Annotated in this window: 25 protein-coding genes and 4 pseudogenes; 19 read left to right on the top strand and 10 right to left on the bottom strand. The window is 44.4% G+C overall.

Annotated features, from left to right (window positions below; all coding sequences use genetic code 11):
- Window positions 1-14 precede the first annotated feature (14 nt).
- The 4 genes from G6R28_RS02065 to G6R28_RS02050 are packed head-to-tail and all read left to right on the top strand — an operon-like array spanning window position 15 to window position 2,389.
- A complete protein-coding gene (locus G6R28_RS02065; RefSeq protein WP_338017252.1) occupies window positions 15-887 on the top strand; it encodes an aldo/keto reductase in 873 nt (290 codons plus the stop codon).
- 12 nt (window positions 888-899) lie between these two features.
- Window positions 900-1,277 carry a DUF2255 family protein gene (locus tag G6R28_RS02060; RefSeq protein WP_187753332.1) on the top strand — a complete coding sequence of 126 codons (378 nt, stop codon included), beginning with the start codon at window positions 900-902 and terminating at the stop codon, window positions 1,275-1,277.
- Entirely contained in the window at window positions 1,274-2,128 is an 855-nt protein-coding gene (locus tag G6R28_RS02055) for an alpha/beta hydrolase (protein ID WP_213792572.1), read from the top strand. The genes G6R28_RS02060 and G6R28_RS02055 overlap by 4 nt, the downstream gene beginning before the upstream one ends.
- Before the next feature lie 57 nt (window positions 2,129-2,185).
- Window positions 2,186-2,389, top strand: a complete 204-nt coding sequence (locus tag G6R28_RS02050) for a hypothetical protein (RefSeq protein ID WP_187753334.1) — start codon at window positions 2,186-2,188, stop codon at window positions 2,387-2,389.
- Between the two features lie 34 nt (window positions 2,390-2,423).
- Here the strand turns inward: G6R28_RS02050 and G6R28_RS02045 are convergent, their stop codons facing one another.
- Both G6R28_RS02045 and G6R28_RS02040 read right to left on the bottom strand, forming a co-directional pair.
- Entirely contained in the window at window positions 2,424-3,164 is a 741-nt protein-coding gene (locus G6R28_RS02045; RefSeq protein ID WP_187753335.1) for a DUF1003 domain-containing protein, read from the bottom strand.
- A gap of 50 nt (window positions 3,165-3,214) precedes the next feature.
- Window positions 3,215-5,778: pseudogene (locus G6R28_RS02040) on the bottom strand (AAA family ATPase).
- Window positions 5,779-5,867: 89 nt separating this feature from the next.
- Here G6R28_RS02040 and G6R28_RS02035 point away from each other — a divergent pair.
- The 4 genes from G6R28_RS02035 to G6R28_RS02020 all read left to right on the top strand — a co-directional run bounded on the left by G6R28_RS02035 (window position 5,868) and on the right by G6R28_RS02020 (window position 8,630).
- On the top strand, window positions 5,868-6,839 hold the full coding sequence (locus G6R28_RS02035; protein WP_213792571.1) for a S66 family peptidase: 972 nt from the start codon (window positions 5,868-5,870) through the stop codon (window positions 6,837-6,839).
- A gap of 75 nt (window positions 6,840-6,914) precedes the next feature.
- Window positions 6,915-7,973: a YdcF family protein gene (locus tag G6R28_RS02030; protein ID WP_213792570.1), complete on the top strand. Its 1,059-nt coding sequence runs from the start codon at window positions 6,915-6,917 to the stop codon at window positions 7,971-7,973.
- A 145-nt stretch (window positions 7,974-8,118) separates the two neighbouring features.
- A complete protein-coding gene (locus G6R28_RS02025; protein ID WP_213792569.1) occupies window positions 8,119-8,373 on the top strand; it encodes a type II toxin-antitoxin system Phd/YefM family antitoxin in 255 nt (84 codons plus the stop codon).
- Window positions 8,370-8,630: a Txe/YoeB family addiction module toxin gene (locus G6R28_RS02020; protein WP_213792568.1), complete on the top strand. Its 261-nt coding sequence runs from the start codon at window positions 8,370-8,372 to the stop codon at window positions 8,628-8,630. Before G6R28_RS02025 ends, G6R28_RS02020 begins: the two co-directional genes overlap by 4 nt.
- Before the next feature lie 271 nt (window positions 8,631-8,901).
- On the opposite strand, the gene G6R28_RS02015 is transcribed toward G6R28_RS02020, so the two are convergent.
- A complete protein-coding gene (locus G6R28_RS02015; protein WP_213792567.1) occupies window positions 8,902-9,252 on the bottom strand; it encodes a TetR/AcrR family transcriptional regulator in 351 nt (116 codons plus the stop codon).
- Between the two features lie 256 nt (window positions 9,253-9,508).
- On the opposite strand from G6R28_RS02015, the gene G6R28_RS02010 reads away from it, so the two are divergent.
- Window positions 9,509-9,835, top strand: coding sequence for an NAD-dependent epimerase/dehydratase family protein (locus G6R28_RS02010; protein ID WP_213792566.1), 327 nt, complete (start codon window positions 9,509-9,511; stop codon window positions 9,833-9,835).
- 149 nt (window positions 9,836-9,984) lie between these two features.
- On the opposite strand, the gene G6R28_RS02005 is transcribed toward G6R28_RS02010, so the two are convergent.
- Window positions 9,985-11,535, bottom strand: a complete 1,551-nt coding sequence (locus tag G6R28_RS02005; protein ID WP_213792565.1) for a multicopper oxidase family protein — start codon at window positions 11,533-11,535, stop codon at window positions 9,985-9,987.
- A gap of 114 nt (window positions 11,536-11,649) precedes the next feature.
- On the opposite strand from G6R28_RS02005, the gene G6R28_RS02000 reads away from it, so the two are divergent.
- The 8 genes and pseudogenes from G6R28_RS02000 to G6R28_RS06640 all read left to right on the top strand — a co-directional run bounded on the left by G6R28_RS02000 (window position 11,650) and on the right by G6R28_RS06640 (window position 19,349).
- Complete coding sequence (locus G6R28_RS02000) at window positions 11,650-11,811, top strand: hypothetical protein (RefSeq protein ID WP_213792564.1); 162 nt, start codon at window positions 11,650-11,652, stop codon at window positions 11,809-11,811.
- A gap of 111 nt (window positions 11,812-11,922) precedes the next feature.
- Window positions 11,923-14,696: pseudogene (locus G6R28_RS01995) on the top strand (cation-translocating P-type ATPase).
- A gap of 207 nt (window positions 14,697-14,903) precedes the next feature.
- The gene (locus G6R28_RS01990; protein ID WP_213792563.1) at window positions 14,904-15,371 is read left to right on the top strand and encodes a hypothetical protein; all 468 of its coding nucleotides are present in this window, start codon (window positions 14,904-14,906) and stop codon (window positions 15,369-15,371) included.
- 212 nt (window positions 15,372-15,583) lie between these two features.
- Complete coding sequence (locus G6R28_RS01985) at window positions 15,584-15,832, top strand: MarR family winged helix-turn-helix transcriptional regulator (protein ID WP_213792562.1); 249 nt, start codon at window positions 15,584-15,586, stop codon at window positions 15,830-15,832.
- A 104-nt stretch (window positions 15,833-15,936) separates the two neighbouring features.
- Window positions 15,937-16,644 carry an acetolactate decarboxylase gene (gene budA / locus G6R28_RS01980; protein ID WP_213792561.1) on the top strand — a complete coding sequence of 236 codons (708 nt, stop codon included), beginning with the start codon at window positions 15,937-15,939 and terminating at the stop codon, window positions 16,642-16,644.
- Between the two features lie 82 nt (window positions 16,645-16,726).
- Window positions 16,727-18,409 (top strand): acetolactate synthase AlsS, encoded by a 1,683-nt coding sequence (alsS, locus tag G6R28_RS01975; RefSeq protein ID WP_213792560.1) that lies wholly within the window; start codon window positions 16,727-16,729, stop codon window positions 18,407-18,409.
- Between the two features lie 241 nt (window positions 18,410-18,650).
- Window positions 18,651-19,187, top strand: a pseudogene (locus tag G6R28_RS01970) (ABC transporter ATP-binding protein).
- A gap of 9 nt (window positions 19,188-19,196) precedes the next feature.
- Entirely contained in the window at window positions 19,197-19,349 is a 153-nt protein-coding gene (locus tag G6R28_RS06640) for a hypothetical protein (protein WP_338017251.1), read from the top strand.
- A 122-nt stretch (window positions 19,350-19,471) separates the two neighbouring features.
- Here G6R28_RS06640 and G6R28_RS01965 read toward each other — a convergent pair whose 3' ends face one another.
- The gene (locus G6R28_RS01965) at window positions 19,472-19,852 is read right to left on the bottom strand and encodes a transposase (RefSeq protein ID WP_213792559.1); all 381 of its coding nucleotides are present in this window, start codon (window positions 19,850-19,852) and stop codon (window positions 19,472-19,474) included.
- Between the two features lie 72 nt (window positions 19,853-19,924).
- Between G6R28_RS01965 and G6R28_RS01960 the strand changes: the two genes are divergently transcribed.
- Both G6R28_RS01960 and G6R28_RS01955 read left to right on the top strand, forming a co-directional pair.
- A complete protein-coding gene (locus G6R28_RS01960) occupies window positions 19,925-20,833 on the top strand; it encodes an ROK family protein (RefSeq protein ID WP_213792558.1) in 909 nt (302 codons plus the stop codon).
- Between the two features lie 27 nt (window positions 20,834-20,860).
- Window positions 20,861-22,213, top strand: coding sequence for a glucose-6-phosphate isomerase (locus G6R28_RS01955; protein ID WP_213792557.1), 1,353 nt, complete (start codon window positions 20,861-20,863; stop codon window positions 22,211-22,213).
- 60 nt (window positions 22,214-22,273) lie between these two features.
- On the opposite strand, the pseudogene G6R28_RS01950 reads toward G6R28_RS01955, so the two are convergent.
- From G6R28_RS01950 to G6R28_RS01940, 5 genes and pseudogenes are all read right to left on the bottom strand, one after another.
- Window positions 22,274-22,860 (bottom strand): annotated as a pseudogene (locus G6R28_RS01950) (xanthine phosphoribosyltransferase).
- A 200-nt stretch (window positions 22,861-23,060) separates the two neighbouring features.
- Window positions 23,061-23,498: a solute carrier family 23 protein gene (locus G6R28_RS06555; RefSeq protein ID WP_274381064.1), complete on the bottom strand. Its 438-nt coding sequence runs from the start codon at window positions 23,496-23,498 to the stop codon at window positions 23,061-23,063.
- Window positions 23,467-23,700: a solute carrier family 23 protein gene (locus tag G6R28_RS06615; RefSeq protein ID WP_274381074.1), complete on the bottom strand. Its 234-nt coding sequence runs from the start codon at window positions 23,698-23,700 to the stop codon at window positions 23,467-23,469. The genes G6R28_RS06555 and G6R28_RS06615 overlap by 32 nt, the downstream gene beginning before the upstream one ends.
- Before the next feature lie 116 nt (window positions 23,701-23,816).
- Window positions 23,817-23,987, bottom strand: a complete 171-nt coding sequence (locus G6R28_RS06550) for a hypothetical protein (protein ID WP_238479225.1) — start codon at window positions 23,985-23,987, stop codon at window positions 23,817-23,819.
- Between the two features lie 299 nt (window positions 23,988-24,286).
- Complete coding sequence (locus G6R28_RS01940) at window positions 24,287-25,567, bottom strand: adenylosuccinate synthase (protein WP_213792556.1); 1,281 nt, start codon at window positions 25,565-25,567, stop codon at window positions 24,287-24,289.
- Between the last annotated feature and the right edge of the window lie 93 nt (window positions 25,568-25,660).

The raw sequence follows: 25,660 nt of genomic DNA, 5'->3' as shown, positions 1-25,660 counted from the left end.
GAAGGGGGATTAAAGTGAATAATTTTCAGACATTAAGGAACGGCGTTAAAATGCCCCTAGTTGGATTTGGCGTTTTTCAAATCAGTGATTTAGATGAGACACAACAGGTAGTTGAGCTGGCGATTAAAAATGGTTATCGATTAATTGATACTGCTTCGTCATATGGAAATGAAGAAGCGGTTGGCCGTGCGATTCAAGAATCTGGCGTCGACCGAAAACAACTATTCATTACAACAAAGGCATTTGTAAATGAAATGGGTTATCGACAGACAGTTCAGGCCTTTTATCAATCACTTGACAAGTTAAAGCTTGATTATATTGATCTCTACCTCATTCATATGCCATTCGGTGATTATTATGGCTCTTACCAAGCAATTATTGATTTATATAAGGCTGGTAAAATCCGTGCTATCGGTGTCAGCAATTTTGATGAGGCAAAATTAATTGATCTAGTTAAAAATGTCGAAATAGTACCACATGTTAATCAAATTGAACACCATCCTCACTTCCAGCGGCCCGAGTTACTCAAGTTTATGGCAGAAAATAAGATTCAACCAGAAGCTTGGGCACCCTTTGCTGAAGGGATGAATGGGATGTTTACCGAGCCGGTTTTGACGGAAATTGCTCAGGCACATGAAAAATCAGTCGCACAAGTGATTCTTCGCTGGAATATTCAGCAAGGCATTATCGTTATACCAAAATCAACACATGAAAATCGAATTCAAGAGAATTTTTCTGTTTTTGACTTTGAGCTAACACAAGACGAAATGACGAGAATCAATCAATTGGATTTGAAGAAACCATCAATGTTAGATGTTAATGATCCGGCTGAAGTTGAGCGTGTTTATCACTATCTCGAAAATCCGGTCGTTACAACGTTAAAATAATAAGGAGGATTTATGATCTGGACAACTGAAACACTGAACCGCATTAACGAAGCCGACGACTTGCACATCGCACCATTCCGAGCAAACGGTGTTGCGGGAACCCCAACCTGGATTTGGGAGGTTGTTGTTGACAATCGCTTGTTCGTTCGTGCTTATAACGGTCAGAAGTCTTCCTGGTATCAAAGTGCGATGGCAAACAGGACCGGGATTATTCAAGCGGCTGGTCAGGACTTTGACGTGACTTTCCAGCCAATTGACGATGCGTCCTTGCTAAGCAAAATCGACGACGCCTACAAGGCAAAGTACGCACCATCCCCATACGTTGCCCCGATGATTGCTGAGCAATCACGGCAGGCGACCGTTGAAATTCAACTGAAAGATAAGAAATGAAAAAACACAAAAAAGTTCTACTTATCCTGATTCCGCTCCTTGTCGTGGTGGTTGCTGCCGCGGCCTTTCTTTATCAACGGCAACAGAACCAAACGAAAAGCAATGAGCCCAAGCCAACGGAAGCAACGGTGTTCTTCCATGGTTATGGTTCATCACGCAATGCTGAAAAGTCAATGAGCAATTACTTGGTTAAGGAGAAAGTCTCCAGCCGTAAGATTAACGTCACGGTTTCAAAGAACGGAAAAGTCGACTTTTCAGGCCAGGCCAAGGCTGGTGACAAAAATCCAATTTACCTCGTTCAGTTTAATGATAATAGCAATGTTGACTTTGCCAAGACGAATCAATGGGTGACGACTATCATGACACAACTGCACAAGCAAGGTATCAAATCCGTCAACCTAATTGGCCATTCCATGGGAAACATGGCCATTGTCTATTATCTGAAGAATCATGTGCAGCAGAGTAGCCAGCTGCCAGCGGTTAAGCGCGAAATTGACATTGCTGGTCACTTTAACGGTTTGAACCGTCAAGGAGCGGCCTTCTCGTCATTGAATGAACAGGGACAGCCTAGTCAGGAAACCGACACCTTCAAGGCCTTAGCTGGATTGGAAAAGTACTACCAGAACAACTCAACGAAGGTGCTAAACATCTACGGGAACAGTACGGGATCGACACAGTCCGATTCGACGGTGCCAAACAATTCTTCCAAGTCGCTGAAGTACTTTGTTCAATCACCAAGTACTTACCAGGAACGGTTAATTTCAGGCAAGAACGCTCAGCATTCGAAGCTACACGAAAATCAAGAGGTAGATGAGTTATTAGTCAAGTTTTTGACGGATAAACTATCATAATTTATCTAATAAGGGACCAACATTTATTGTTTGTCCTTTTTTAATTTGCCCTCACACATGACTGATTCAAAGATTCGTGAAAATGCCGAAAAAAATTACGAAGAATATGCGATTTTAGCCGAACGCATTGCATCGGTGGTCACCAATGTATTGGATATGCCAGCCGATGCTGCAGTGAACGATATTACGATTCGTCCAATTAATCAGGTGCAGCAATCAGCCCAAAATCTTATTAACACACAAAAAAGACGCTCAAACTGAGCGCCTTTTTGTTTGCTTATTTTTCTTATTTTTCTTATTTGTCACTTGCATCTTCTTCCTTTGTCAGCAATGCAAGTTGTTCATTGATGGAAGCTAGCATCTCCATTTGCATCTTTTGAATTTGCATGCTGTTTGGTTGATCTTGTTGGATGAGGTGGTCGACTTTGGCGTGTAGAAGGCGAATTTCTTCTTCAGACTTCAAGTTCACGTGGTAATCGTTTTTTGATTCCATCCGATCATAGTCAGAAGCACGATTTTGCGCCATCATGATTAAGGGCGCCTGAATGGCAGCGACCATTGACAGGAACAAGTTCAATAGGATGAAGGGGAAGGGATCGAAGTTTGCGCCGAAGACGTGCGTCACGTTGATGATGATCCAACCAAGCATGATAGCGACAAAGGAAATCACGAATGGCCACGAACCACCAAAGTGGGCAACACCGTCCGCAATCTTTTGTCCAAGGGTATAGGTGTTTTCGAGCTTCTTACCAACATCGATAATCTTGTAGTTATCGTTGTCGAGAACACGGTGCATCTTTTGGTGAATTTGCTTGTTCTTTTTCTTATCCTCTTGAATCATCTTATCAAGTTTTTGAAGACGATATTTTACCAAGTGTTCAGAACAGATAAAGCTCTGATCAGAAGCTTTCGGATGATCGGCGATAATTAATTTCTTAGTTTCCGGATCTAATTCGTGTAAGAAAGCACCACCCGCAAAGTCGTATTCGGCGTGGTCAATTAAGCATTGAAAGAGGCTGTCCTGTTCTTCTGCCATGCTAGCTCCTTTAGTTTATATTTATGAAGTATTTAAAACGAATACTCTCATTATAAACGTTCGTTATCTAACTTTGAAGAACTTTCACTAAAAAGGTGAAATTTTTCGAAATGTTCGTGTAAATACTGTGTTGTTAAACTGTCGGATTGCTCAGCTAATTCTTTTGGTTGGCCCATCGCCATGACACGTCCCCCCTGGTCGCCACCGCGTGGACCGAGGTCGATTAACCAATCAGCATTGGTCATCATATCAAGATCATGAGTGATAATGACGATAGTTGCGCCCTTTTCTTTAAGTCGGTTCAAGACACCGAGCAGTGTCTGAACATCTAAGGGGTGCAAGCCAATCGTTGGTTCATCAAAGACAAAGAGACTGTTCTTTTGACTTTTGTGTAGATGGGAAACAAGCTTCAGACGTTGTGCTTCACCACCAGAAAGAGAAGGCGTTGCCTGACCAAGATGGAGGTAGTGAAGCCCAATCTCATCAAGTAGTTTTAGCTCTTGTTCAATCTTTTCTTCATCCTGAAACAGGGGGAGGGCCTCTTTAACTGACAAATTCAAGATGTCGACGATCGAATGTCCCCGCCAGAAAATGGTCTGGATTTTCTCGTTGTATCGACCCCCGTCACAGGTTGGACAGGTCTCAACGATGTCTGGTAGAAACTGCACATCCTCCGTAATTACGCCTAATCCTTGACAGGTTGGGCAGGCTCCGGACTTGTTATTGTAAGAAAAGTCGCTTGGCGTAAGGGCGGCTTTTTTCGCCGCTGGCTGAGCTGCAAAGAGTTCCCGAAGACCATCCATAATGTTGGTATAGGTTGCCAAAGTCGAGCGGGCATTCCGGCCGATTGGTTTGGCATCAATGGCGACCGTATTAGTTATTGACGTCGTCAGTGAACTTACCGTTTTCGGCAACCCATCCCCAGCTTTTTTGGCTTGAATGGCCGGTAAGAGGTTATCCAAAATCAGTGACGTTTTACCGGCTCCTGAAAAGCCCGTGATTGTCGAAATTTCGTGTTCTGGAATTTTTACCGAAACGTTGTTGAGATTATGAAAATGATCAACCGTGAGCGTTGTCCAGCCCTGACCCTGTGCATTGACTTTTTGATGGAGGATGTCGGCTTTCCCAGTCAAGAATGGCGCAATGAGTGAGGCTGGCTTCTTGGCTAAATCGCCTGGTGTTCCGGCATCAATGACGTGACCGCCAGCCTCACCAGAACCTGGACCAATCTCGATAATCCAGTCGGCTGCTGCAATGAGGTCTACCTCGTGGTCGACTACGACGAGCGAGTTGCCTTGTGCAATCAGTTGTCGAAAGACTTTGATAAAGCCCCGAATGTTATCCGGGTGTAGTCCAATGGATGGTTCGTCCAGCACATAAAGAACACCGGTAGTCTGGGCCCGGATTGTTTTAGCCAGTTGTAGCCGTTGTACCTTCCGGTTGAAAGCGATGCGCCGGGTCGTGACATGGTTAAATAGTCCAGACCGAGTTCAAGGATTGGGCGCAACGTTCCCGTTAAGTTTTGAAAGAGCGTCTTGGCCAATTTTGTCATGTTTTTAGGTAGGGAAGAAAAGGTCTGTGATGCCCAGCCTTCTAATTTTCCTAGTGGTAAATTGGACACCTGCACGATGTTTTGCCCGTCGACCGTCTGTTTTAACAAAGCCGGATTTAACCGTGAACCATGACAAGTTGGGCAGATGGAGAAATGGTAGAATTTGTTCAGTTTTTTGAGCGTTGCCTGACTTTTGACGTTGGCGAGTGAATCCGTGACCGCATCATAGGCGTTTTCATAGAGGGAACCGTCCGAGTGGTAGACGCGACCAGTTGAGGTATGAAAGTCAACCGGGTAGAGTTTCTTTTCCCCGTGTAAGACAATCTGCTTTTCTTTGTCCGATAAATCCTTGTAGGGGACATCGATACGAACACCCAAAGTCTGGGCAATTGAGGGCATGAAATTACGACCAGGCAGGTGCCAAGAAGCGACGGCTCCGTCCTTGATGGATAGATTCTCATCCTTAATCAACTTCTGTTCATCTAGTTCACGAACCTGTCCGGTTCCGTGACAGGTGGGACGGGCACCCGTGCTATTAAAGGAAAAGTCTTCAGCTGAAAAGGCCGTAAAATGGACGCCACAAACGGGACAGGTGAGTTGCCCTTGGTTATGGTGTTCACCCGGTTTTTCGGCGGCGTTCATGGCCTGAGCAATGGCAAGGGAAGGGGCCATTCGGTGGCCATTTGGGCAAACAGGCGAACCCAGGCGTGAAAAGATTAGCCTAGTAATATTGGCTAGTTCGCTAATGGAGCCCAAAGTCGATCGTTCCCCCGGCGTTGCCGGTCGCTGCTTTAAGGCAATGGCTGCCGGTATGTATTGAACCGAATCGACTTCTGCCGCTGTATCCTTGCCCATTCGATTTTGGGTATAGGTGGATAAGGATTCCAAGTAGCGCCTGGACCCTTCTGAAAAGAGGATGCCCATGGCCAGGGAGGACTTACCAGAACCCGAGCGTCCCGAAATGGCCACAAACTGATTGAGTGGAATGTCCACGTTGATGTTTTTTAAATTATGTACTCGGCCGCCACGAACTTCAATTTGACTGGGGATGGATGGATGGATGTTTGGTCATGTTGCCTCCTAATTAGCCTTTTCTTTCCGGATAGTTCAAGTATAGTACAATTAAGTAACTTTTGATTGGGAGTGTGTAGATGATTAAGCGACCGACTTTATTGAACAAAGGGGATGAAATCCGGATTATTTCGCCCAGTTCATCCATCGCCCGTGTTGGTGGATTTAATAAAAATTTACGGGCAAAGAAACGTTTGGAAGCACTGGGCTTTCAGGTCAGCTTTGGACAGCATATTTTGGAAAACGATGTCTTTTACTCAAGCAGCATTGCCTCCCGTGTTGCAGACTTGCACGATGCTTTTCTTGACGAGCAGGTGAAGGCCGTCATGACGACCATTGGAGGTAACAACTCGAACGAGTTATTGCCATACATTGACTATGATTTGCTTGCAAAACATCCTAAGGTCTTTTGTGGCTATTCAGATACGACAAGTTTGCATAATGCCATCCGAGCAAAAACTGGCCTGGCGACTTTCTACGGTCCGGCCTATTCTTCCTTTAAAATGGACGAGTTGCAGGAGTACCAAAGTCAGTCTTTTCTTGAAGCAGTCAGCCATCATTCTTTTGAATTGAAGCCGAGTGCATCCTGGTCATCCGATGCGTGGTTCGATTCTTCTCTTGCACGACAGCTGAAAGCAGGGGAGTGGAAAGCCTACAATGAGGGTTCGGCTAGGGGCACTTCAACAGGTGGCAATATTCAAACTTACAATTTGCAGGCTGGGACCACTTATTTTCCTGAAGTAGCTAATCCCGTTGTTTTTGTTGAACAAGCAAAAGGGGGCAGTCCGCTTGAGTTTTCGAGTCAACTAGCACAGATTTTGCAACTTCATCCCGATCTTGCTGCTTTGGTCATTGGACGTTTTCCAGTGATAAATCAAATGTCTGAGGAGAATCTGCAATTAATCCTCGACAAATATCCCGTTTTGCAAACCATCCCCGTTCTTTACGACGTGGATTTTGGACACACACAGCCGATTTTTACCCTGCCTCTGGGTACTAACTTCTACGTCAAGGCCAGCAAAGACGGCAACAGCAAACTTACTGTTTTGTAAGGTCGTGCTTCTTATCATCCTGACTCAAATGCCTTATAATGAACTTACAAAGATAAAGAACTGAAGGAGCTGTTCATGTCTCGTTTATTTAGCCAGGTGGCTGGTCCGCTGATTTTTTCGCTCATTTTGTCGGCCATCCTAACCTATGTTTCTCATCGTTTAATTCAAAAAAATCGCTACCGACTGCTCTGTGGAATTGTTGTCAACATCACCATTATCGCTTACTTTCTAACGCTGACGTTACTTTTGGTTTCGCTTAATCAGCCAACTCTGCTGAGTGGCTATCTCGTGCTCTTAGTCATCATTGCGATTCCAATCTTCTTGTTATTGGCGACGTCGGCCTACCTATTTATTTTTAACGGTTTGATTGTTTGGCGCCGGGAAAGTCATTCATTGGGGAATGTCTTAACCTTGATTATTGGCTTTCTTTTAATCATTGTGCCAGCCGGATTCCGTTTGCTAAACAGCTGGTGGCCAAATTCGAAACCAATCGCTTTTTTACAGAACGTTTCGAATCTTTTTGTTCTCTACCTGCTCTTTTGGGTGCTGACTTTCTTAACCTCTTTTTTCATCACCAAAGTCTTTCGACCAAAAGATGACCAGGAATACGTCATCGTATTGGGCTCTGGCTTAATTGGTGGTACTAAAGTGTCACCATTACTGGGATCACGAATCCAGGCCGCCACTGATTTGCAAAAGAATCAGTTTGAAAAGACGGGCAAGATGCTGACGATTGTCATGTCTGGTGGACAAGGTGGTGATGAGAAGCTACCCGAGGGCGTTGCCATGAAAGAATACGCCGTCGAACATGGTGTGCCCGCTGACAAAATTTTGGTCGATGACAAGTCCAAAAATACCTACGAAAACATGCTCTTTTCAAAGCAGTTACTGGAAGCACACGGCTTTGATATTGATAAGGGCATTTTTGCCACGAACGATTATCACGTCTTTCGTGCTGCGGGATACGCCCGTTTGGTTGGTTTAAATATTAACGGTATTGGCGCGAAGACTTCTTCTTACTTCCTGCCAAACGCATTGATTCGTGAATACATTGCTATCTTGCTCAATCACAAGCGCTTTCACGTTGTGATGACCGCGTTGATTGTGGTGATGAGTGCGTTGATTTTTATTTGAAAATGATGATAAGAGGTCTTGAAGTCGGTGACTTCGAGGCTTTTTTAATTTAATCATGCGTTAATTTTATTGTACAAAATATTGACAAAAAAGAAGGGGTGTTGGATAATTGGGACAGTTAATTACTGTTGAAGGGAGTTTGGCTATGCAAGCAATTACTTATTCAAACGTTCGTAACAATTTGAAACGCTTCATGCAATTAGTCAATGATGATGCAGAAGCCGTTGTCATTACCTCAAAACGTTCTGACGATAATGCTGTTTTAATTAGTCAGGATGAATATGAAAATCTTATTGAGAATGCCTATATTCGTCAATCGAAAGCAAATGTTGATCACATTAATCGTTCTCTTGAATCGTTTCGTGCTGGTCAAGGCAAGACTCACGAGTGGGACGCATGAAGATTATTTGGTCAACCGAATCCTGGGATGATTTTGAGTGGTGGCTGGATAACGATAAAAAATTAGTTAAGCGCATTCGTAAATTATTACATGATGTGATGCGAAATCCTTTTGATGGCATTGGAAAGCCCGAACCACTTAAGGGCGACTATTCTGGACTTTGGTCACGACGAATATCAGAAGAACATCGTCTAATCTATTATGTCGAAAAGGGTGATTTATACATCGTTTCGGTTAGGTATCATTATCATCGATAAAGAAATAAAACGTTCTATAAGTTAAACTTATAGAACGTTTTTTAATTAATTCCAGAAACCTCCAATGGAGTAAGGCGACGAGTGTTAAGGAGAACGTCAACGACAACGGATACTGGTGTTTCGGGGCTGTCTTCCAGCCAATAAACCAAACTATCGATGATGCTATGAAAGACATAGTTTTCAGCAAAACCCTTTGGTATCATTTTATTTTGTTTTGACCGTTCAAAGCGGTCGATGCCAAGATAGGGTCGAATGAAGTTTTTCAGTTTATTTAAAAACTTAGGGCACCGTTATTAGACAAAAGTTGCTGATAGGTATTCTTGTTTCGTTCAATTTGAAGCAAGACTTCTTTGTAAAATTCTTTTTCATTTTGATCACCACCATGAATAGCTCTTGTGCCCTTAAGAATGGTAGTTAGTTGCGTTAATTGCTCATCCTCAAGTGATTGAATGGCATCGGTCAAATCAGTGAAATGATTGTAGAAGTTTCCTCTGGTGATGGCCGCATGCCTAGTAATTTCAGCCACGGATAGTTTCTCTAAGAATTTTTCCAGCGTTAGATTGATGATGCTCTGATAGATTTTATCCTTCGTGCTAAGTTTAGTCATTTTGAACACTTTCATTGAAACCGTACTTCTTCTAATCTCACTACCTACTAGAATAGCGGTATTAATGAAAGATTGGAAGAAAAGACATGACAAACATTTTAGTTTTAGGTGGGAATGGCTATATTAGGAAAACTTAATTAGCCGATGGTTACAGAAAAGTGCAGAAGCTGAATTTGATTTAGTATCTCGTTCCGGGAAGTGGGATGTTGCCAACCAACGTGTTCACAGCTTCGTAGGTGATGTACGCAATTTGGATTGGGTTGAGGAACAAGTGCCCAACAAAATTGATTACGTCATCAATCTTGTTGGTCGACCTGAAAACACGGCTGAAAAAGACAAGCAAACAAACTGGCTACCAGCACAGAATGCGTTAACTTTGGCGGGAAAATATCGGATTAAAGGACTCGGCTTCGTCCAGGTAAAGCTTGGGCCAAAGTGTTTTATCCAGACTAAGGTCGACATTGCTTCTGAATACCAAGATTCTGGTCTGCCAGTTGTCATTGTTAATCCAACGTCAGTCATTGGTGGTGGGCGCGATGATTTTCTTTCAAAAATAGCACCTGTCTTCAAGTTACTGGGCTTTTTCTCAAGTAAGTAAAAGCCGATTTCAGTTGATAATGTCGTTAATGACTTAATTGATGAATTAGTACAAAAATAAGGATTAATACCATCTTCCTAATTAAACGAAAAAAGCATGCTCCGACTTTTACATCTTGGCGTGCTCTTTTTTATGTGCTAAAGGAATGCTTAGCACATGTCCATGCCCATCTTCTTGTAGGATTCAAGGCTTGAAATCTTTAATGCGCTGACTTTGCAGCCGCGTTCCTCGGCGAGGGCGTTCATTAACGTGTCCATGGCCATCAGGTTGTACTTCTTTTCGGGTTCTTCCTTGGTCCAAACTTGCATCTGGGCCATCATACCGCCGTCTTCGTGTTCGATGATGTGGCAGTGGTACATGAAGACACCTTCGTAGTTGAACTTCATCTTGATTCGAACCGTTTCACCAGGGTTAACGGAAACCGTGTCCTTGTAGCCTAATTCGTTAGGGTAAGGTGCTTCACCGTTACGCGAAACAATTTGGAAGGAGCCACCGTGCATGTGGTAAGGGTGAAGCATGCCGCCACAGCAGTCGTTGGTGTTGGTAATATCCCAGTACTCGGACTTGCCAAGTTCTTGCCGGTCATCAATCCGCATCATACCGAACTTCTTACCGTTCAGCATGACTTCTTCATCCGTTCCAGACATCACCACTTGGTGCACGTGGGCGTTTGGTTCTGGATCAGGGTATGAAGTGTCGGCCAAGTGCTCTGGAATTTCGGTGTCATCCTTGGCGAATTCCTTGATGTTGAAAGTCAAGATTGGCATGTCATCGGAGTACAGGCTGACTTTGTCACCAGGCTTGTAATCCTTAAAGTCCAAGATGAATTCGGCACGTTCGGCACAGGTAATCATGAACTTTGTCATCTGGACGGGTTCTGGTAAGAGTCCACCATCGGAAGCGATTTGGGTCATGACCAAGTCGTCAGATAGGTGCAAGCGCCATTCACGACGGTTGGAACCATCCAAGAAACGAACGCGCAGCTTTTGGGTTGTGACATCAAATTCAGGGTTGACAGTTCCGTTCAACATGGCCGTTGGACCGGCGGTTCCATCAGGATCGTAGTCGCCATCATAGTCCCACTGGTTATCCTCATGGAAACGACGGTCTTGTAAGACAACAGGGATGTCATCGACACCATAGTTGTGTGGAATTGGCAAGCATGCTTCGTGCTCATCCTTGACGTAGGCCATGGCAGCGAGTCCGTGCCAAACGTCCCAGCCAGTCAATGGACATGGGTGGACGTGCAACCATGTAGTTGACGCGGGTTGTTCGACTTTGAACGTGATCTCCTTTGCTTCACCGGGGTAAACGGGGGCATGACAACCACCATCAATGAAAGGACCAGGTACGTCCAATCCGTGCCAGTGGAAAGTCGTGAGTTCCGGCAAGGTGTTCTTCAAAGTCACGTGGTAAGTCTTACCACTCTTAAAGACAATCGTCTTACCGAGCAGGCTTTGGTTGTAGCCCCAAGTCTTGGTCTTTGGACCGGGAACAATCTGGGTTTCACCAGGTTGGGCGTGAACAGTCAACCAGACATCGGTATCTGTTTCCTTATCCGGCTTTAGAATTTCTGGAATGTTTAGCGGTACCGTTGGGGAGTCATACTTCTCCAAGGGTACATACCCGCCATCGTGGTAATCGTAAGCGGATTCGTTAAAAAAGTAGTCGTTATAGATCGGCTTTTTTGATTCTGTCATCGTATTTCCTCCTCTATTTACGGATAGTATACAAGAATAGTTCTAATTTGTGTAATAAATATGTTATGATTTGGTCACACAAGTAGTAATCATCAAAAAAGGGGAGCGGGAGACATGTCATTTAATCGAATTTTCCATTTTATTATGGCCTTAGTTTGGGTTTACACGATTTATCTTTTAGCTAGTATGCAGGGGATGTTAGCTATGTACGTCATGGCTGGCGGTATGCTAGTTGAATCAGTTTACGCCATGATTTCGAATGGGAAGGGCTGCTAACTTCTTAGCCCACTAGTGGACAAACAAAGCCTACAGAATGGGTATTCATGGTCAAAATGAACATGGTTAGTTATTCTGTGGGTTTTTTAACTATAAAGGAGGGGGAAAACGATGCCTAGTCAAAAGCAGAGTTCCGATCAATTGGCACAAATGCCCATTGACCAGTTCTATCAAACAGTAGCAAGTAGTGACAATGGACTCAGCGCCGATCAGGTGAAAACACAAGAGGCAAAGTACGGGCCGGATGTCATTACTGCCGCAAAGGGTCAAAATAAACTGTGGCAGTTTTAGAAGAACTTTACCAGCTTGATGGCCATTCTACTCTGGGTTTCCGGTTTCATCGCCATGTTTGCCCAAATGTTGGAATTGGGCATTGCCATCTGGGCCGTCAACATTATTAACGGGCTCTTTAGTTTTTGGCAAGAGAACCAGGCCCAGAAGGCTTCGGATGCTTTGAAGAAAATGTTGCCAACCAAGGCAACGGTTATTCGCGACGGCCAGTCACAGCAAATTGACACGGCCGCGATTGTGCCGGGTGATTTATTAGTCATTTCTGCCGGTGATAGCATCTCGGCCGATGCCCGGGTCATTTCTTTCGATTCGTTGCAAGTTGACGAATCAGCCTTAACCGGTGAGTCTGACCTGACCGACAAAAAAGCTGACTACCGTCATGGGGAGGGCAAGTTTGCTGAACAAAATTTGGTTTATGCCGGGACAGTGGCCTCTGCTGGTTCTGCCAAAGTCATGGCCATCAACACGGGAATGAACACGGAGTTTGGACAGATTGCCAAGTTGACTCAGGGTCAGCATTCTAAGCCATCCCCACTCGAAATCGAATTGAACCGTTTGACCCGCCAACTGTCCATTATCGCCATTTCAATCGGAACTGCCTTCTTCTTGGTGGCGATTTTCTTTGTTCATTATCCGGTGGCCCAGTCCTTCATCTTCGCCCTTGGAATGGTGGTGGCCTTTATCCCTGAAGGCTTGCTTCCCACGGTGACTTTGTCATTGGTGCAGGGGTCCAGCGAATGGCCAAGAAGCATGCTTTGGTTAAGAATCTCAACAGTGTCGAAACACTGGGTGAAACGACCGTCATCGCTTCGGATAAAACTGGAACACTCACGCAAAACCAGATGACCATTAACAATTTCTGGCTTCCTGACAAAGTCTTTACGGTGTTCGGCGAAGGCTACGTCAATAATGGTCAGGTGATGGATGGGAATCAACCCGTGAAAGCAGGAAAAATGCTGATCTAGACTTATTGTTAAAGGCGGTGACCTTAAACAACGACACGGCGGTTAAAGCAGCGAACAGGCCCGATGGTCAACCACAAATTGTGGGAACGCCCACCGAGGCCTCACTCGTGATTTTGGCTCAAAAGTATCAGCTGAACAGCGACGAGCTGAACGTTCAAAATCCTCGTCAGAAAACGTTGGTTTTCGATTCCGATCGAAAGCGGATGTCGACGATTAATAAAAACGAAAAAGGGCAACTGACTCTCTACACGAAAGGTGCCCTGGACGGTATCTTGGCCAAGACCAATTCCATTTTGACGAATGGTCAGGTTCGGGACATTACGGACAATGATGTTCAACAAATTCAAGCGGCTAACGAATCCTATGCAAAGCAGGGATTCCGTGCTTTAGCGGTTGCTTACCGTGATTTGTCAGACAGTGAAAGTCAGGATTTATCGAAAGCCACTGGCGAAAATACGGAACAGAATTTGACTTTTGTTGGCTTGACCATCATGGCCGCTCCACCACTCCTGAAATCTATGCAGCGGTGAAGAAGGCCCACCAAGCAGGTACTCGCATCATCATGCTTACAGGGGATGGACCAATCACTGGAAAGTCAGTGGCCGTCAAAATTGTTTTGGTATCTGATCAGGCCCGCGTGGTCACGGGAGATGAGCTAGACAACATGTCCGACGACGACCTACGCGAGGCAGTCAAGGGTGAAGTACTCTTTGCTCGCGTGGCTCCTGAACAGAAATACCGTATTGTGAAGGCTAATCAAGCGAACGGCGAAATCGTGGCGTCGACGGGGGATGGTGTCAACGATGCCCCAGCTTTGCAACAAGCTGATATTGGTATTGCCATGGGCGCTACGGAACCGATGTCGCCAAGGAAGCGGCCGACATGATTTTGACGGACGATAACTTTGCATCGATCATTGCCGCCATTGAGGAAGGACGAACGGTGTACAGTAACATTCAAAAGTTCTTACTTTACATCTTGAACTCGAACGTCCCTGAATCTTTTCCTTCCGTTCTCTTCCTCTTTTCTGGGGGCTTAATCCCATTGTCACTGACAGTTATGCAGATTCTAACCATCGATTTGGGAACGGACATGCTCCCAGCGCTTGGGTTGGGCTCTGAAAAGAGTGAACCTGGTGTTATGCAGGAACCCCCACGTTCACGAAAAGCACACTTACTGAATAAGTCCATTATTTGGAAAGCTTTCGCGCTATACGGGTTGGTCGCTTCCTTAATTTCATCGGCTGCTTACTTCTTCGTGAACTACGCCTATGGTTGGCCCAAGCACGCACTGTCAGCCTCTGGTTCCGTTTATGCCGAAGCAACCACCATTACTTTAGCGGCCATTGTCTTCTGCCAGATTGCAGCGGCCATGAATGCTCGTACCAAGTACACGTCAGTCGTTAATATTGGCCTCTTCAGTAACCGACATATTATTACGGGAATCATCTTCGAAATCTTCCTAATTTCACTGATTATCCATGTACCATTCTTACAGGGCGTCTTTAACACACACGCCCTAGGTGTGGCCGAGTGGCTATTTCTGATTGCCATTCTAATCCCATTGGTTCTCTTAGAAGAATTACGGAAGTGGTTTGTCCGGAAGTATTTTATGAAGTTGAATCAATAATCGTTATATTTAGAAGCAATCCTCCTTGGGGATTGCTTTTTTCTTTTGAAAATTTTGGACGTTGTTTGACTGTTTATTTTAGAAAGCCTAGAATAATGAAGCGAACGCGATACCGAAAGTAGAGGAATAATTATGGAACGGTTCATGTTAATTCTGTCATTCATTGAAGAATGGCTACTCTTCATCTTTCCTTTATATCAATCCTGATTGGAATTGGAAGAACAGGAATCAACAATTCGAGCCCTTACCAAGGATGATCGCCAATATCCGAAAATCTCTTCTTGGTATTGGGTATTGCCATTCTATAAAATTGCTTATGAAAAACGGCGATCCATCGAAATTATTCAAAAAGAAGGGTTAAGTTCAGGGGAGCTGAAAGATATTCTTCGGTACTTTGATAAGTCAACGGATTGGTTCTACGTTTCATTGGATGGTTTGCTAAACAGTATCTCAACTACTTACGAAGTTTTTGAACATTTTAATCTAGGTCATCACCTCATTGCTTACTGGTTGACCGTGCTTTTCTTAATCGCCTTTGGGTTCATTAATTCAAGTTACCGAATGGGTCAACGACGTAAAAAGACAATGTTTGCAAAGGTTCTCTCAAAAAAACAAATCAACTTCTTCTGGTTCTCCATAAGGGAGGACCATTTTGTTTTGTCTCAAATCTGCTAATATTTAGCTAACGAAACGATGTGGAAGTGGAAGGGTTAGGTTACCATGGTAGAGAAAATTAAAGAGTCCAATATTGCGATGATTTACTTCACCTATCAGGATTTTTCACAAAACATTGATTTGGAGCGCTTTCACATAACCAAAACATAGCACCGGATTCTTTTTTTGGTGAGCCATTTAACGAAGCCAACCATTAAAAAGTCTTGAAAATCATGGGAATTAGCAAGCAAGGATTTATCAAGCCCTACAAGGACTTGGAAGAACGAAATCTATTGGAGACAAGGCCATCACAGGATGATCCCAGGATAAAAGACCTGTACTTGACTGACGAAGGGCAGGCCATGATTACCGAACTAAACCGAGACCAGAGCAAAAAGATTAATCACTACTTAGAAAAGCACGATGGTGATTGGCAACAGGCCTTAGAAGACATGGTGACTCATTATTTACAAAGTTTTTAAAAATTAAAAATAAACTCTTTTATTAACAATATTGACAAAAATGTGTTCGGAGGAGTAGACTTTATAGGTAAACTTAGTTGACAAATAAAGATAGGGGGTAATACATGAAACCAGTTGTACAATTTGGAACGATGCAAATGTTGGTTGAGAGTCTTCTCGACGGTTTTGTAACGGCTAAAGATGTGTTAGCTTCCGGTAATACTGGAATTGGAACGGGTGCTGGTGTCGATGGTGAGTTGATCATGTTGGACGGTGTGGCTTACCAAGTCGACGTTCACGGACACGTAAACAAGGTTGCTGGTGACTTTCCCATCGCTTTCGGTGATGTTCATCAAGCAGATTTCAAGCCACTGAAGCACTTTGATAACATTACGCTTGACGATATGCAAAAGGAAATTCTGAAGGAAGTTGGCACTGAAAACCTCTTCTTCGCCGTTAAGATGACCGGTGAATTCAAGACGGTTGAGACTCGTGCCGCTGCCAAGTCCGAAAAGCCTTACCCAGGCCTTGGCGAAATTGCCAAGACGCAGGTTATTTTCGACAAAGATGACGTGAAGGGGACGATGGTTGTTTACTTCACACCGCTTGTCTTCCAAGGTGTTGGCGTTCCTGGTTTCCACCAGCACTTCTTATCTGACAATTTGGACTTCGGTGGTCATGTCTTAGGCGCCACGCTCAAGTCCGTTGATGTTTCCATCCAGATTTTGTCTGGTGTTACGATTAACTTGCCAACGAACAACGAAGATTACAAGAAGGCCGACTTAACGGACCTTTCAAGCTTAAACGGTGTCATTGCTGACGCAGAGTCATAAGCATAATCCCGTATAAATTAGAATGTAAATGAAAGGAAACATGGGTTTCGACTTTTCTCTCATCAAAACCCATAGTAAAAACATGTCTGAACAAAAATTTGGTGCGGATATTGTCACCGACAGCCTTGTCAACCACGATGTTGACATTGTCTTTGGTATCCCAGGTGCAAAGATTGACCGTTTGTTTGAAACTTTGGACCACCCAAAGTCGGGGCAAAAGGTGCCAAAGTTGATCGTGACTCGTCACGAACAAAACGCGGCTTTCATGGCACAAGCTTTTTCACGTATCACTGGTAAGACCGGTGTTGTGGTTGTTACTTCTGGTCCAGGTGTCGGAAACTTGGTTTCTGGTTTGATGACGGCTAGTGCTGAAAACGACTCTGTTTTAGCCATTGGTGGTCAAGTACCACGTCGTGACTTGAACCGTTTGACTCACCAGTCAACGGATTCTGTGTCACTTTTCAAGTCGATTACAAACTACAGTTCTGAAATTCAAGATCCAAACAACATTTCAGAAATCATCGCAAACGCCTTTGCTGCTGCAAACGGGGCAAAGCGTGGGGCTGCCTTTGTTTCATTGCCACAAGATGTCGATGATTCACCGGTTTCAATCGAAGCTTTACCTGAAGTGCCTGCTGCTAAGCAAGGGGCTGCTGCATTAGAAGACTTGAAGTGGTTGGCTGAACAAATCAAGCAGGCTGAACTGCCAGTTCTTTTGGTCGGTGCTCGTGGTTCTGATGATGACACGGTTGACGCTTTGCACGCTTTGTTGGGTGACACAAAGTTGCCAGTTGTTGAAACCTACCAAGGTGCCGGTGTTATCTCACGTGACCTCGAAAAGGATTCATTCTTTGGTCGTATAGGACTTTTCCGTAACCAAACGGGTGATAAGCTCTTGTCAAAGTCTGACCTGGTTGTGACGGTTGGTTACGATTCCATCGAATACGAACCACGGAACTGGAACAAGGAAAACACCTTGAACATTGTGGCTTTGGATACAACGCCCGTCGAAATCGACAACAACTTTGTGCCAAAGCGTCAATTAATTGGTGATCTTAGCCAAAGCTTGAACTTGCTGGCAGAAGACATCAAGGGTTACGAAATTCCAGCAGCCGGACAAGCTGTTTTGAAGGAAATGAAGGAAGATTTGGCTGAAGCAGATAAGCCTACTTACACGCCTGCCTCTGAAAACTTGATCCATCCGTTGGATGTCGTGGAAGCCATTCAAAACCACGTAACGGATGACATGACGGTTTCAACGGATATCGGTTCCCACTACATCTGGATGGCTCGTCACTTCAAGTCTTACGTGCCTCGTCACTTCTTGATCTCAAACGGTATGCAGACACTCGGTGTCGGTTTGCCATGGGCTATCACGGCTGCCATGGTTCGTCCAGGTGCCAAATCTGTTTCCGTTTCTGGTGATGGTGGTTTCTTCTTCTCCGCAATGGAATTGGAGACGGCCGTTCGCTTGAACTTGGATACAGTGCACATCGTTTGGAACGATAACGCTCACTATGACATGGTGAAGTTCCAAGAAGAAATGAAGTACGGTGAATGTGCCGGTGTTGACTTTGGTAACATCGACATCGTTAAGTACGCCGAAGCATTCGGTGCCAAGGGTCTTCGCGTTGATAAGCCTGAAGATTTGAACAAGGTGCTTGATGAAGCATTCGCTGTCCATGGCCCAGTTGTTGTGGACGTGCCAGTTGACTACACACACAACTACGAACTTGGTTCACAGTTGATTGAGTCCGAAGGATAATGACAAGTTATTTAAAAAAGGCAACAACCTGGGGGTCGTTGCCTTTTTTTGTTGGAAATGCTTGTTTAATCTTACTAATTGACTTTTTATGAGTAAAATGCCATAATTGTTTAAAAGTCGTAGCACGTTTGCATCTTTTGATGAAAAGTCGAGTTGCGTCGTTCAGAGAGAAGGTTTCTTTTGCTTGAAGTTAAAAATTTAAAGCGACACTTCGGTCAGAAAAAAACAGCCATTTACCGCCGTGGCTGATGTTTCATTCCAAATCAGAAAGGGTGAAATTGTTGCCTTACTAGGCCCTAACGGTGTTGGAAAAACAACAACGGTGAAGATGATTGCTGGATATCTTAGCCCAACGGCTGGACACGTAATTATTGATGGATAGGATGCCGCTTTGTCGCCAAAATTAGTTCAAAACCAGGTTGCTACCGTTTTTGGTAGGGGACTTGGCTTTTATGCCCGTGCTTCCGCTTTCGATGATTTGAAGTTCTTTTCGGTTTTATTTAAGATTCCTAGAAAAGAGCGCAAAAAAAGGATTGAGGAAGTGCTATCAACCGTTCAATTACAAGACGTTCAAAATCAGCACGTTGGTGAGTTTTCTCGTGGCATGCGGCAACGATTACACATTGCTCGAGCCTTGTTAAAAGATACCAACATCATTCTTTTAGAAGAACCAACGAACGAATTAGATGCGGAAATTGCCCATGAAATCCGGGACCTCACTAGAAAGATCGCTGACAATGGAAAGACCATTTTACTCACTAGTCACACCATGAGCTAAATTGAAAGTTTGGCAGACCGAGTCTTGCTCATTGATGCTGGAAAAATCGTTCACGATGGCACGGTTGAAAGTGTTGTTAAGCTTTCCGGCGTAACGAAAGTTAACCGTCCGGCGACGTTAGAAGAATCCTACCTTGCCTTGGCCAACAGTTTAAGGAGGTAGAAAATGAAAGATTTTCTGACGATTGTTTACTTTCACCTTAAGCTATTTGCACAAAACAGTTATTTTCGTACCATTGTTTTTGTAACCACTATCAGCTATGTCATGATTCAATACGTGGCAGCTTACGCGGTACATGATCTAGCTAACCCAAACATTTGGCTACGAGCTGGCATTAAATGAGCAGCTATTTCAATATAAGAAGCCTGATTTTTAATCATCCAACGAACTAATTGAATCCGAAAATCAGCTGTGATTTTTGGGGAATCAGTAAAAATTGTTGGTCCGTGGTGCTCATAAGCGGCAACCATCGTTCGAAAATTAGTTCTACTCATACCGTATCTATGGGCAACATAAGCCAGTGAACATTTCCGCCTATGAAGGAGATACTCGTTGATTGCTTTAATTTTAGTTTCTTTAGAAATTTTAGTCATAAAAATACCCCGAAAGTTATTATAACTTTCGGGGGTATACGTCAAAACAAAGCTAGACTTTTTATTTAACATTTTATTGAAAGCGCTTTCATTTATAACAAAAGAGTGCTACTATATAGACATAGACAATAGGAGGAAAACAATATGTTGCTTGGAAGTGTTGAAGCTGGTGGAACAAAGTTTGTCTGTGCCGTTGGCGATGAAAATTATAAGGTTATTGATCAGGAAACCTTTCCGTCGAAGAATCCCAAAGAGACGTTACAACGAACGGTCGACTTTTTTAAACGTTTTCCGGAACTGGATGCCATTGGGATTGCCGCATTCGGTCCTGTTGAAGTCCGCCTGAACCATCCCGACTACGGTGTGATTACGAAAAAAACACCGAAAGTCGCCTGGCGGGGGATTAACATTGTTGATAAAATTAAAAATGAAATTAACGTGCCAATCTTTTTGACGTCGGATGTCAATGGATCAGCCTATGGCGAATATGTTTCTGCAAAAAGCCATGACGAAGACGTTGAGAGCGTGGTTTACTATACGGTCGGAACCGGTGTTGGTGCTGGAATTGTGATTGATGGCCACTTTATCGGGGCCCTCGGTTTGCAGGAGATGGGCCACGTCAAAGTCAAGCGCCATCCAGCCGACTTAGCCTTCAAGGGCATCTGCCCACACCACGGCGACTGCTTGGAAGGCTTGGCTTCCGGCCCAACTTTCGACGCTCGTCTTGGTAAGAACGGAAAAGAGGTTCCGATTACTGACCCAACCTGGGACATCATGGCTTATTACTTGGCCCAAGCTGCCGTGCAAACAACTTTGACGGTTCGCCCAAACAAGATTGTCTTTGGTGGTGGGGTGATGTCACCGGAGTTCTTGAACATGATTCGCGAGCACTTTGCTGATGAGTTAAACGGTTACGTCGACGTACTACCTTTGGAGGAGTACATCACGATGCCAGAGATTGAGAACAACGGATCGGCTACGCTCGGAGACTTTTCCTTGGCTAAGAAAGTCGTAAAAGTTGGTGAGGGCCACGCCTTTGCCATCGACCGGTGATGGATTAGGGAAGCGAGGAGAGAAAGAATGTCATATATTAACTTTAATAGCGACAGTGTGAAGAACTTTGTTGCGGATCATGAATTAGACGAAATTCAGCCATTGGTATCGTTAGCCCACGAGCAACTCGAAAACCGTTCGGGTGCGGGTGCCGACTTTACCGACTGGGTGACGTTGCCAACGGATACAAAGCAGGCTGACTTGGACCGTTTCAAGGCTGCTGCTCAGCAGATTCAGTCCGATTCTGACGTCTTGGTGGTCATCGGGATTGGTGGTTCTTATCTCGGTGCCAAGATGGCCATCGATTTCTTGAACCCAATGTTTAACAACGAATTGGCCAAGGAACAGCGCAAGGGTGTCAAAGTCTATTTTGCCGGAAACTCCATGTCGTCTGCTTATTTGACTGACCTCATCCGTACCATCGGTGACCAAGACTTTTCCGTGAACATTATCTCTAAGTCCGGAACGACGACTGAACCAGCCGTTTCCTTCCGTGTCTTCAAGGAGTTGTTGGAAAAGAAGTACGGTAAGGAGGGTGCTAAGAAACGGATTTACGCTACGACCGACGGTCAGCGTGGTGCGCTTCATAACGAAGCTGAAGAAGCTGGTTACGAGACTTTTGTCATTCCCGACGGTGTCGGTGGTCGTTTCTCTGTCCTGACTCCGGTTGGTCTTTTGCCAATCGCAGCCTCAGGTGCTGACATCGATTCCTTGATGCAAGGGGCTAGGGACAGCGAACGAGAATACGACAATGAGGATTTGAAGAAGAACGACGCTTACCGTTATGCCGCTTTGCGCCGAATCCTCTACGACAAGGGCTACACGAGTGAATTGCTGACGAACTGGGAACCAAGCATGCAATACCTGTCCGAATGGTGGAAGCAGTTGATGGGTGAGTCAGAGGGTAAGAACCAGAAGGGAATCTATCCAACGTCTGCCAACTACTCAACCGACCTTCACTCACTCGGTCAATACATCCAAGAAGGTCGTCGTGACCTCTTCGAAACGGTTGTCAAATTGGATAACCCAATCGTTGATATGCCACTCCCTACCGAAGAGGGGAACAACGACGGGCTTCACTACCTCGAAGGGAAGACCATTGACGAAGTGAACACGAAGGCCTTCCAAGGTGTCGTCCTTGCCCACGTTGACGGGGGTGTGCCAAACCTCGCCGTTCACTTGCCAAAGCAAGACGAGTACACACTTGGTTACTTAATCTACTTCTTCGAAAAAGCCGTGGCCATTTCCGGCTACCTCTTCGCCGTCAACCCATTCAACCAACCAGGTGTTGAAGCTTATAAGACTGCCATGTTCGCACTCTTAGGCAAGCCAGGTTACGAAGAAGAAACAAAAGAATACTCAAAGAGTTTGGGAAAGTAAGAATGTAAAGTAAAAGGCAGTCCGTTATCACACGGGCTGCCTTTTTCATCTACGAGTCTTTTAATAATCTACTTCCTCATCCTCTTCGTTCATAAAGATTACCTGTCCATCTTCAAAAGCCGCAATATGTGCCAGTGAATGAAATATTAGTAAGTCCTGCGTCAAGGACGTTTTGCCGACCCGGTTGGAAGGATTTTTCAATCACGATGCCGGCATTCGCTTGCTCAGCAATCGTCTTTAATCCTAGAAGAGCCTGACCGTTTGCTAAAAAATCATCGATTAGAAGTACACGGTCGTCTCCTATTAGAAAGCGCTTGTCGATGCGAATCTGGTTTGTCGTCTGCTTGGTGTAGGAGTAAACATCAGCCGTAAAGGCGTCATCCGTTAAGATTCGTGATTTACTCTTACGGGCGAAAACAACAGGAACGTCCAGCGCCAGTCCCGCCATGACAGCAGGTGCGATACCAGAAGCCTCAATCGTTAAAAGCTTCGTCACCCCTTGGCTGGCGAAAAGGCGAGCAAATTCCTTCCCCCATATTCTGCATCAACTGGGGATCGATTTGGTGATTTAAAAAGGAATCGACTTTTAAAATATCTTTTCCAAGCACACGACCATCGGCTTGAATTCTCTTTTCTAATTCTTTCATGGTAACTTCCTTAACTAGTTCATGAATTTTTTATTTTATCATTATTGACGATTTGTTTTGTTTTTCTGATTGTTGTCTGGGCAACGTTCAAAAAAAGGTTCAACAAAACGGCAAGAAGAGTGGTCACGACAACACCGTTTGTCACGATCAACTTGAAAGCTTCAGGAAATTGGTTGAGAAAAGTCGAGACAGCACCAATACTAAGTCCAGCGCCAATTGAAAGACCGGCGGGCGGTCAACAAATTGCCTTTTTTAGTTAAATCGACTTTTCCGAGAATCTGAACCCCATGAATCGCAATGGTAGAGAACGTGACCAGCATGGAGCCCCCAAGAACAGCACTTGGAATGATGGTGGCTAGTGCGCCGAATTTTGGTAACAGTCCGAGAACGAGTAGGAGACTGGCTGCGTAGTAAATCGGATGTTTCGTTTTCACACCAGACAGACGGATAACAGCCACGTTTTGAGAAAAAGTCGAGTAGGGAAAGGTGTTAAAGATACCTGAAAGAATGGCAGCAAGTCCTTCTGCTCGATAGCCTCGGACGAGATCTTTTTGACTAAGATTTTGCCCAGTGATTTCAGCGAGGGCAAAATACACACCGGTTGCTTCAATCATGGCAGTCAGGACGATCACAATCATTGTCAAGGAAGCGGACCATGAAAAAAGTCGGCATACCTAGAAAGAAAGGGGCCGGTAAGTGGAACCAAGCAGCATTCCCAACCGGCTTAAGTGAAACAGCGCCGAAAAAGAACGAAAAAATCGTACCTAAAACAATCCCAAGTAGAATCGAGATGGCTTTCAAAAAAACTTTAGCAAATTTCATCAAGATTAAGGTAATCATGATAGTAATCAGTCCAATAATCAAGTTTTGATAGGAACCGAAACTTTTCACAGTTGTTGTGCCGCCTCCTCAATTCTGAAGAGCAATCGGTGTTAGACTTAACCCAATCACGGTAATCAATGAACCAGTGACGACGGGTGGGAAAAGTCACGTAAGCTAGAAAAGCTACCAGCAACCAGCACTACAAACAGTCCTGCAACAATCGTCGCACCGTACATCGCTAGAACGTATTGGAGTCCAAGCAGGAACGCTTGGACTGTAGGAAGTGGTTTTGTTGGGTTTTCCATGATATCTCCTTGAGTTGGTGAAGCCCTGTCATACTCGATTCTAAAAATGACACACAGAGCTCTCTATCGGGAGAAACAAAAAAGCACGTAAAAAATCCCAAGCGCGCTTTAAAACCCTTGGTGATAGTCGTCCTTTTTGCCGGACGGTAGAAACTCGGTTAGCATTAAAAACCGGATATAACGCCAAAATAGTGAATGTGTTGTACTATGAAAACGGATGTTTTTATTTCAATTTTAAAATATCGAACGTTAAAATGGTTCCTGTCTTGTTCTTTCTAATTAAATATGGGCTTTTTTTCTTACCAAATTTTAGTTAGAACATGTGTTGCTTCACGTTCAGGACCAACGGAAAAGGTGTGAAGGGGGAGGCCAACGATTTCAGAAATCCGAATTAAATAGTTTTGAGCATTAATCGGTAAGTCCTGAATATTGGTGACGCCCGTGATGTCTTCTTCCCAGCCGGGTAGTTCTTCGTAAATTGGGATACAACGGGCAACTTCTCGGTTATTGGCCGGGTAGTGGTCAATGATTTTACCGTCTAAATTATAGGAAACGGCGATTTTAATGGTCTCAAAACCGGTCAAGACATCTAGACAGTTTAGGGAAAGTTGTGTCATTCCAGAAATCCGAACCGCATGGCGAAGAACAACAGTATCCAACCAGCCAATTCGACGGGGACGCTTGGTCACGACACCATATTCATGAGCTACTTCGCGAATGGTGTTTGCCATTTGATCGTGGAGTTCGGTCGGAAATGGTCCTTCACCGACACGGGAGGTGTATGCTTTGGCAACCCCGACAACCTCGTTAATACGGGTTGGTCCAACTCCCGTACCGACAGTTGCGCCACCAGCAATGGGATGTGATGAAGTGACAAAGGGGTATGTTCCTTGGTCAATGTCCAGCATGGATCCCTGAGCCCCTTCGAAAAGGACCTTTTTGTTTTCATCTAAGGCTTTGTTAATCAAGTAAGATGTATCCGTTACCATGGGCTTCATCCGCTCACCGTAGGACTTATACGTCTCATAAATACTATCAAAAACGAGTGCTTGCTGCCCGTACAGATTCGTTAAGATTTCGTTTTTAGCTGATAAAGTTGCTTTTAAACGAACTTTTAGAATCTCTGGATCAATCAAATCACAAACACGAATCCCAATCCGCTCGACTTTATCCATGTAAGCAGGACCAATTCCCTTTTGAGTCGTTCCAAGTTTATGACTCTTTTTTTCTTCCTGCAGCCGGTCAAGTAAGCGATGGTAGGGCATAATGATCTGTGCCCGGTCGGAAATTACAAGATTTTTTGCATCGATTTCGTATTTAGCTAGGTAATCAATTTCGTTAAAAAGGGTTTCGGGATTCAAAACAACTCCGTTACCAATGACATTTTGGACATTTGCTAAGAGGATTCCCGACGGGATCAACTGTAAGTGAAGTTTTTGATCGCCGAGTACAAGGGTGTGCCCAGCATTATCACCGCCGGAATAACGGACAACAAAATCAGCTTTTTGGCTAAGAAAGTCCGTGATTTTTCCCTTTCCTTCATCTCCCCATTGACTTCCAACGATAACAGTTGCTGGCATGATTCACTCCTTGTTTTTTTATTCGATTCAACAGGACCATCATAACGAACGTTAAAATAAAATACAAGTTAATTATACGAATATTATTCATTT

Source organism: Fructobacillus papyrifericola (genome assembly GCF_018437235.1).
Classification (GTDB): Bacteria; Bacillota; Bacilli; order Lactobacillales; family Lactobacillaceae; genus Fructobacillus; species Fructobacillus papyrifericola.
Note: the sequence above shows the minus strand (reverse complement) of the source record. Positions and strands in the feature narration are given on the sequence as shown.

Excerpts from the sequence above, each read along its gene's own strand:
- G6R28_RS02060 (WP_187753332.1), top strand. The coding sequence starts at position 900 with ATGATCTGGACAACTGAAACACTGAACCGCATTAACGAAGCCGACGAC.
- G6R28_RS02055 (WP_213792572.1), top strand. The coding sequence starts at position 1,274 with ATGAAAAAACACAAAAAAGTTCTACTTATCCTGATTCCGCTCCTTGTC.
- G6R28_RS02050 (WP_187753334.1), top strand. The coding sequence starts at position 2,186 with ATGACTGATTCAAAGATTCGTGAAAATGCCGAAAAAAATTACGAAGAA.
- G6R28_RS02045 (WP_187753335.1), bottom strand. The coding sequence starts at position 3,164 with ATGGCAGAAGAACAGGACAGCCTCTTTCAATGCTTAATTGACCACGCC.
- G6R28_RS02035 (WP_213792571.1), top strand. The coding sequence starts at position 5,868 with ATGATTAAGCGACCGACTTTATTGAACAAAGGGGATGAAATCCGGATT.
- G6R28_RS02030 (WP_213792570.1), top strand. The coding sequence starts at position 6,915 with ATGTCTCGTTTATTTAGCCAGGTGGCTGGTCCGCTGATTTTTTCGCTC.
- G6R28_RS02025 (WP_213792569.1), top strand. The coding sequence starts at position 8,119 with ATGCAAGCAATTACTTATTCAAACGTTCGTAACAATTTGAAACGCTTC.
- G6R28_RS02020 (WP_213792568.1), top strand. The coding sequence starts at position 8,370 with ATGAAGATTATTTGGTCAACCGAATCCTGGGATGATTTTGAGTGGTGG.
- G6R28_RS02015 (WP_213792567.1), bottom strand. The coding sequence starts at position 9,252 with ATGAAAGTGTTCAAAATGACTAAACTTAGCACGAAGGATAAAATCTAT.
- G6R28_RS02005 (WP_213792565.1), bottom strand. The coding sequence starts at position 11,535 with ATGACAGAATCAAAAAAGCCGATCTATAACGACTACTTTTTTAACGAA.
- G6R28_RS02000 (WP_213792564.1), top strand. The coding sequence starts at position 11,650 with ATGTCATTTAATCGAATTTTCCATTTTATTATGGCCTTAGTTTGGGTT.
- G6R28_RS01985 (WP_213792562.1), top strand. The coding sequence starts at position 15,584 with ATGGGAATTAGCAAGCAAGGATTTATCAAGCCCTACAAGGACTTGGAA.
- budA (WP_213792561.1), top strand. The coding sequence starts at position 15,937 with ATGAAACCAGTTGTACAATTTGGAACGATGCAAATGTTGGTTGAGAGT.
- alsS (WP_213792560.1), top strand. The coding sequence starts at position 16,727 with ATGTCTGAACAAAAATTTGGTGCGGATATTGTCACCGACAGCCTTGTC.
- G6R28_RS01965 (WP_213792559.1), bottom strand. The coding sequence starts at position 19,852 with ATGTTAAATAAAAAGTCTAGCTTTGTTTTGACGTATACCCCCGAAAGT.
- G6R28_RS01960 (WP_213792558.1), top strand. The coding sequence starts at position 19,925 with ATGTTGCTTGGAAGTGTTGAAGCTGGTGGAACAAAGTTTGTCTGTGCC.
- G6R28_RS01955 (WP_213792557.1), top strand. The coding sequence starts at position 20,861 with ATGTCATATATTAACTTTAATAGCGACAGTGTGAAGAACTTTGTTGCG.
- G6R28_RS06555 (WP_274381064.1), bottom strand. The coding sequence starts at position 23,498 with ATGATTGTGATCGTCCTGACTGCCATGATTGAAGCAACCGGTGTGTAT.
- G6R28_RS06615 (WP_274381074.1), bottom strand. The coding sequence starts at position 23,700 with ATGATTACCTTAATCTTGATGAAATTTGCTAAAGTTTTTTTGAAAGCC.
- G6R28_RS06550 (WP_238479225.1), bottom strand. The coding sequence starts at position 23,987 with ATGGAAAACCCAACAAAACCACTTCCTACAGTCCAAGCGTTCCTGCTT.
- G6R28_RS01940 (WP_213792556.1), bottom strand. The coding sequence starts at position 25,567 with ATGCCAGCAACTGTTATCGTTGGAAGTCAATGGGGAGATGAAGGAAAG.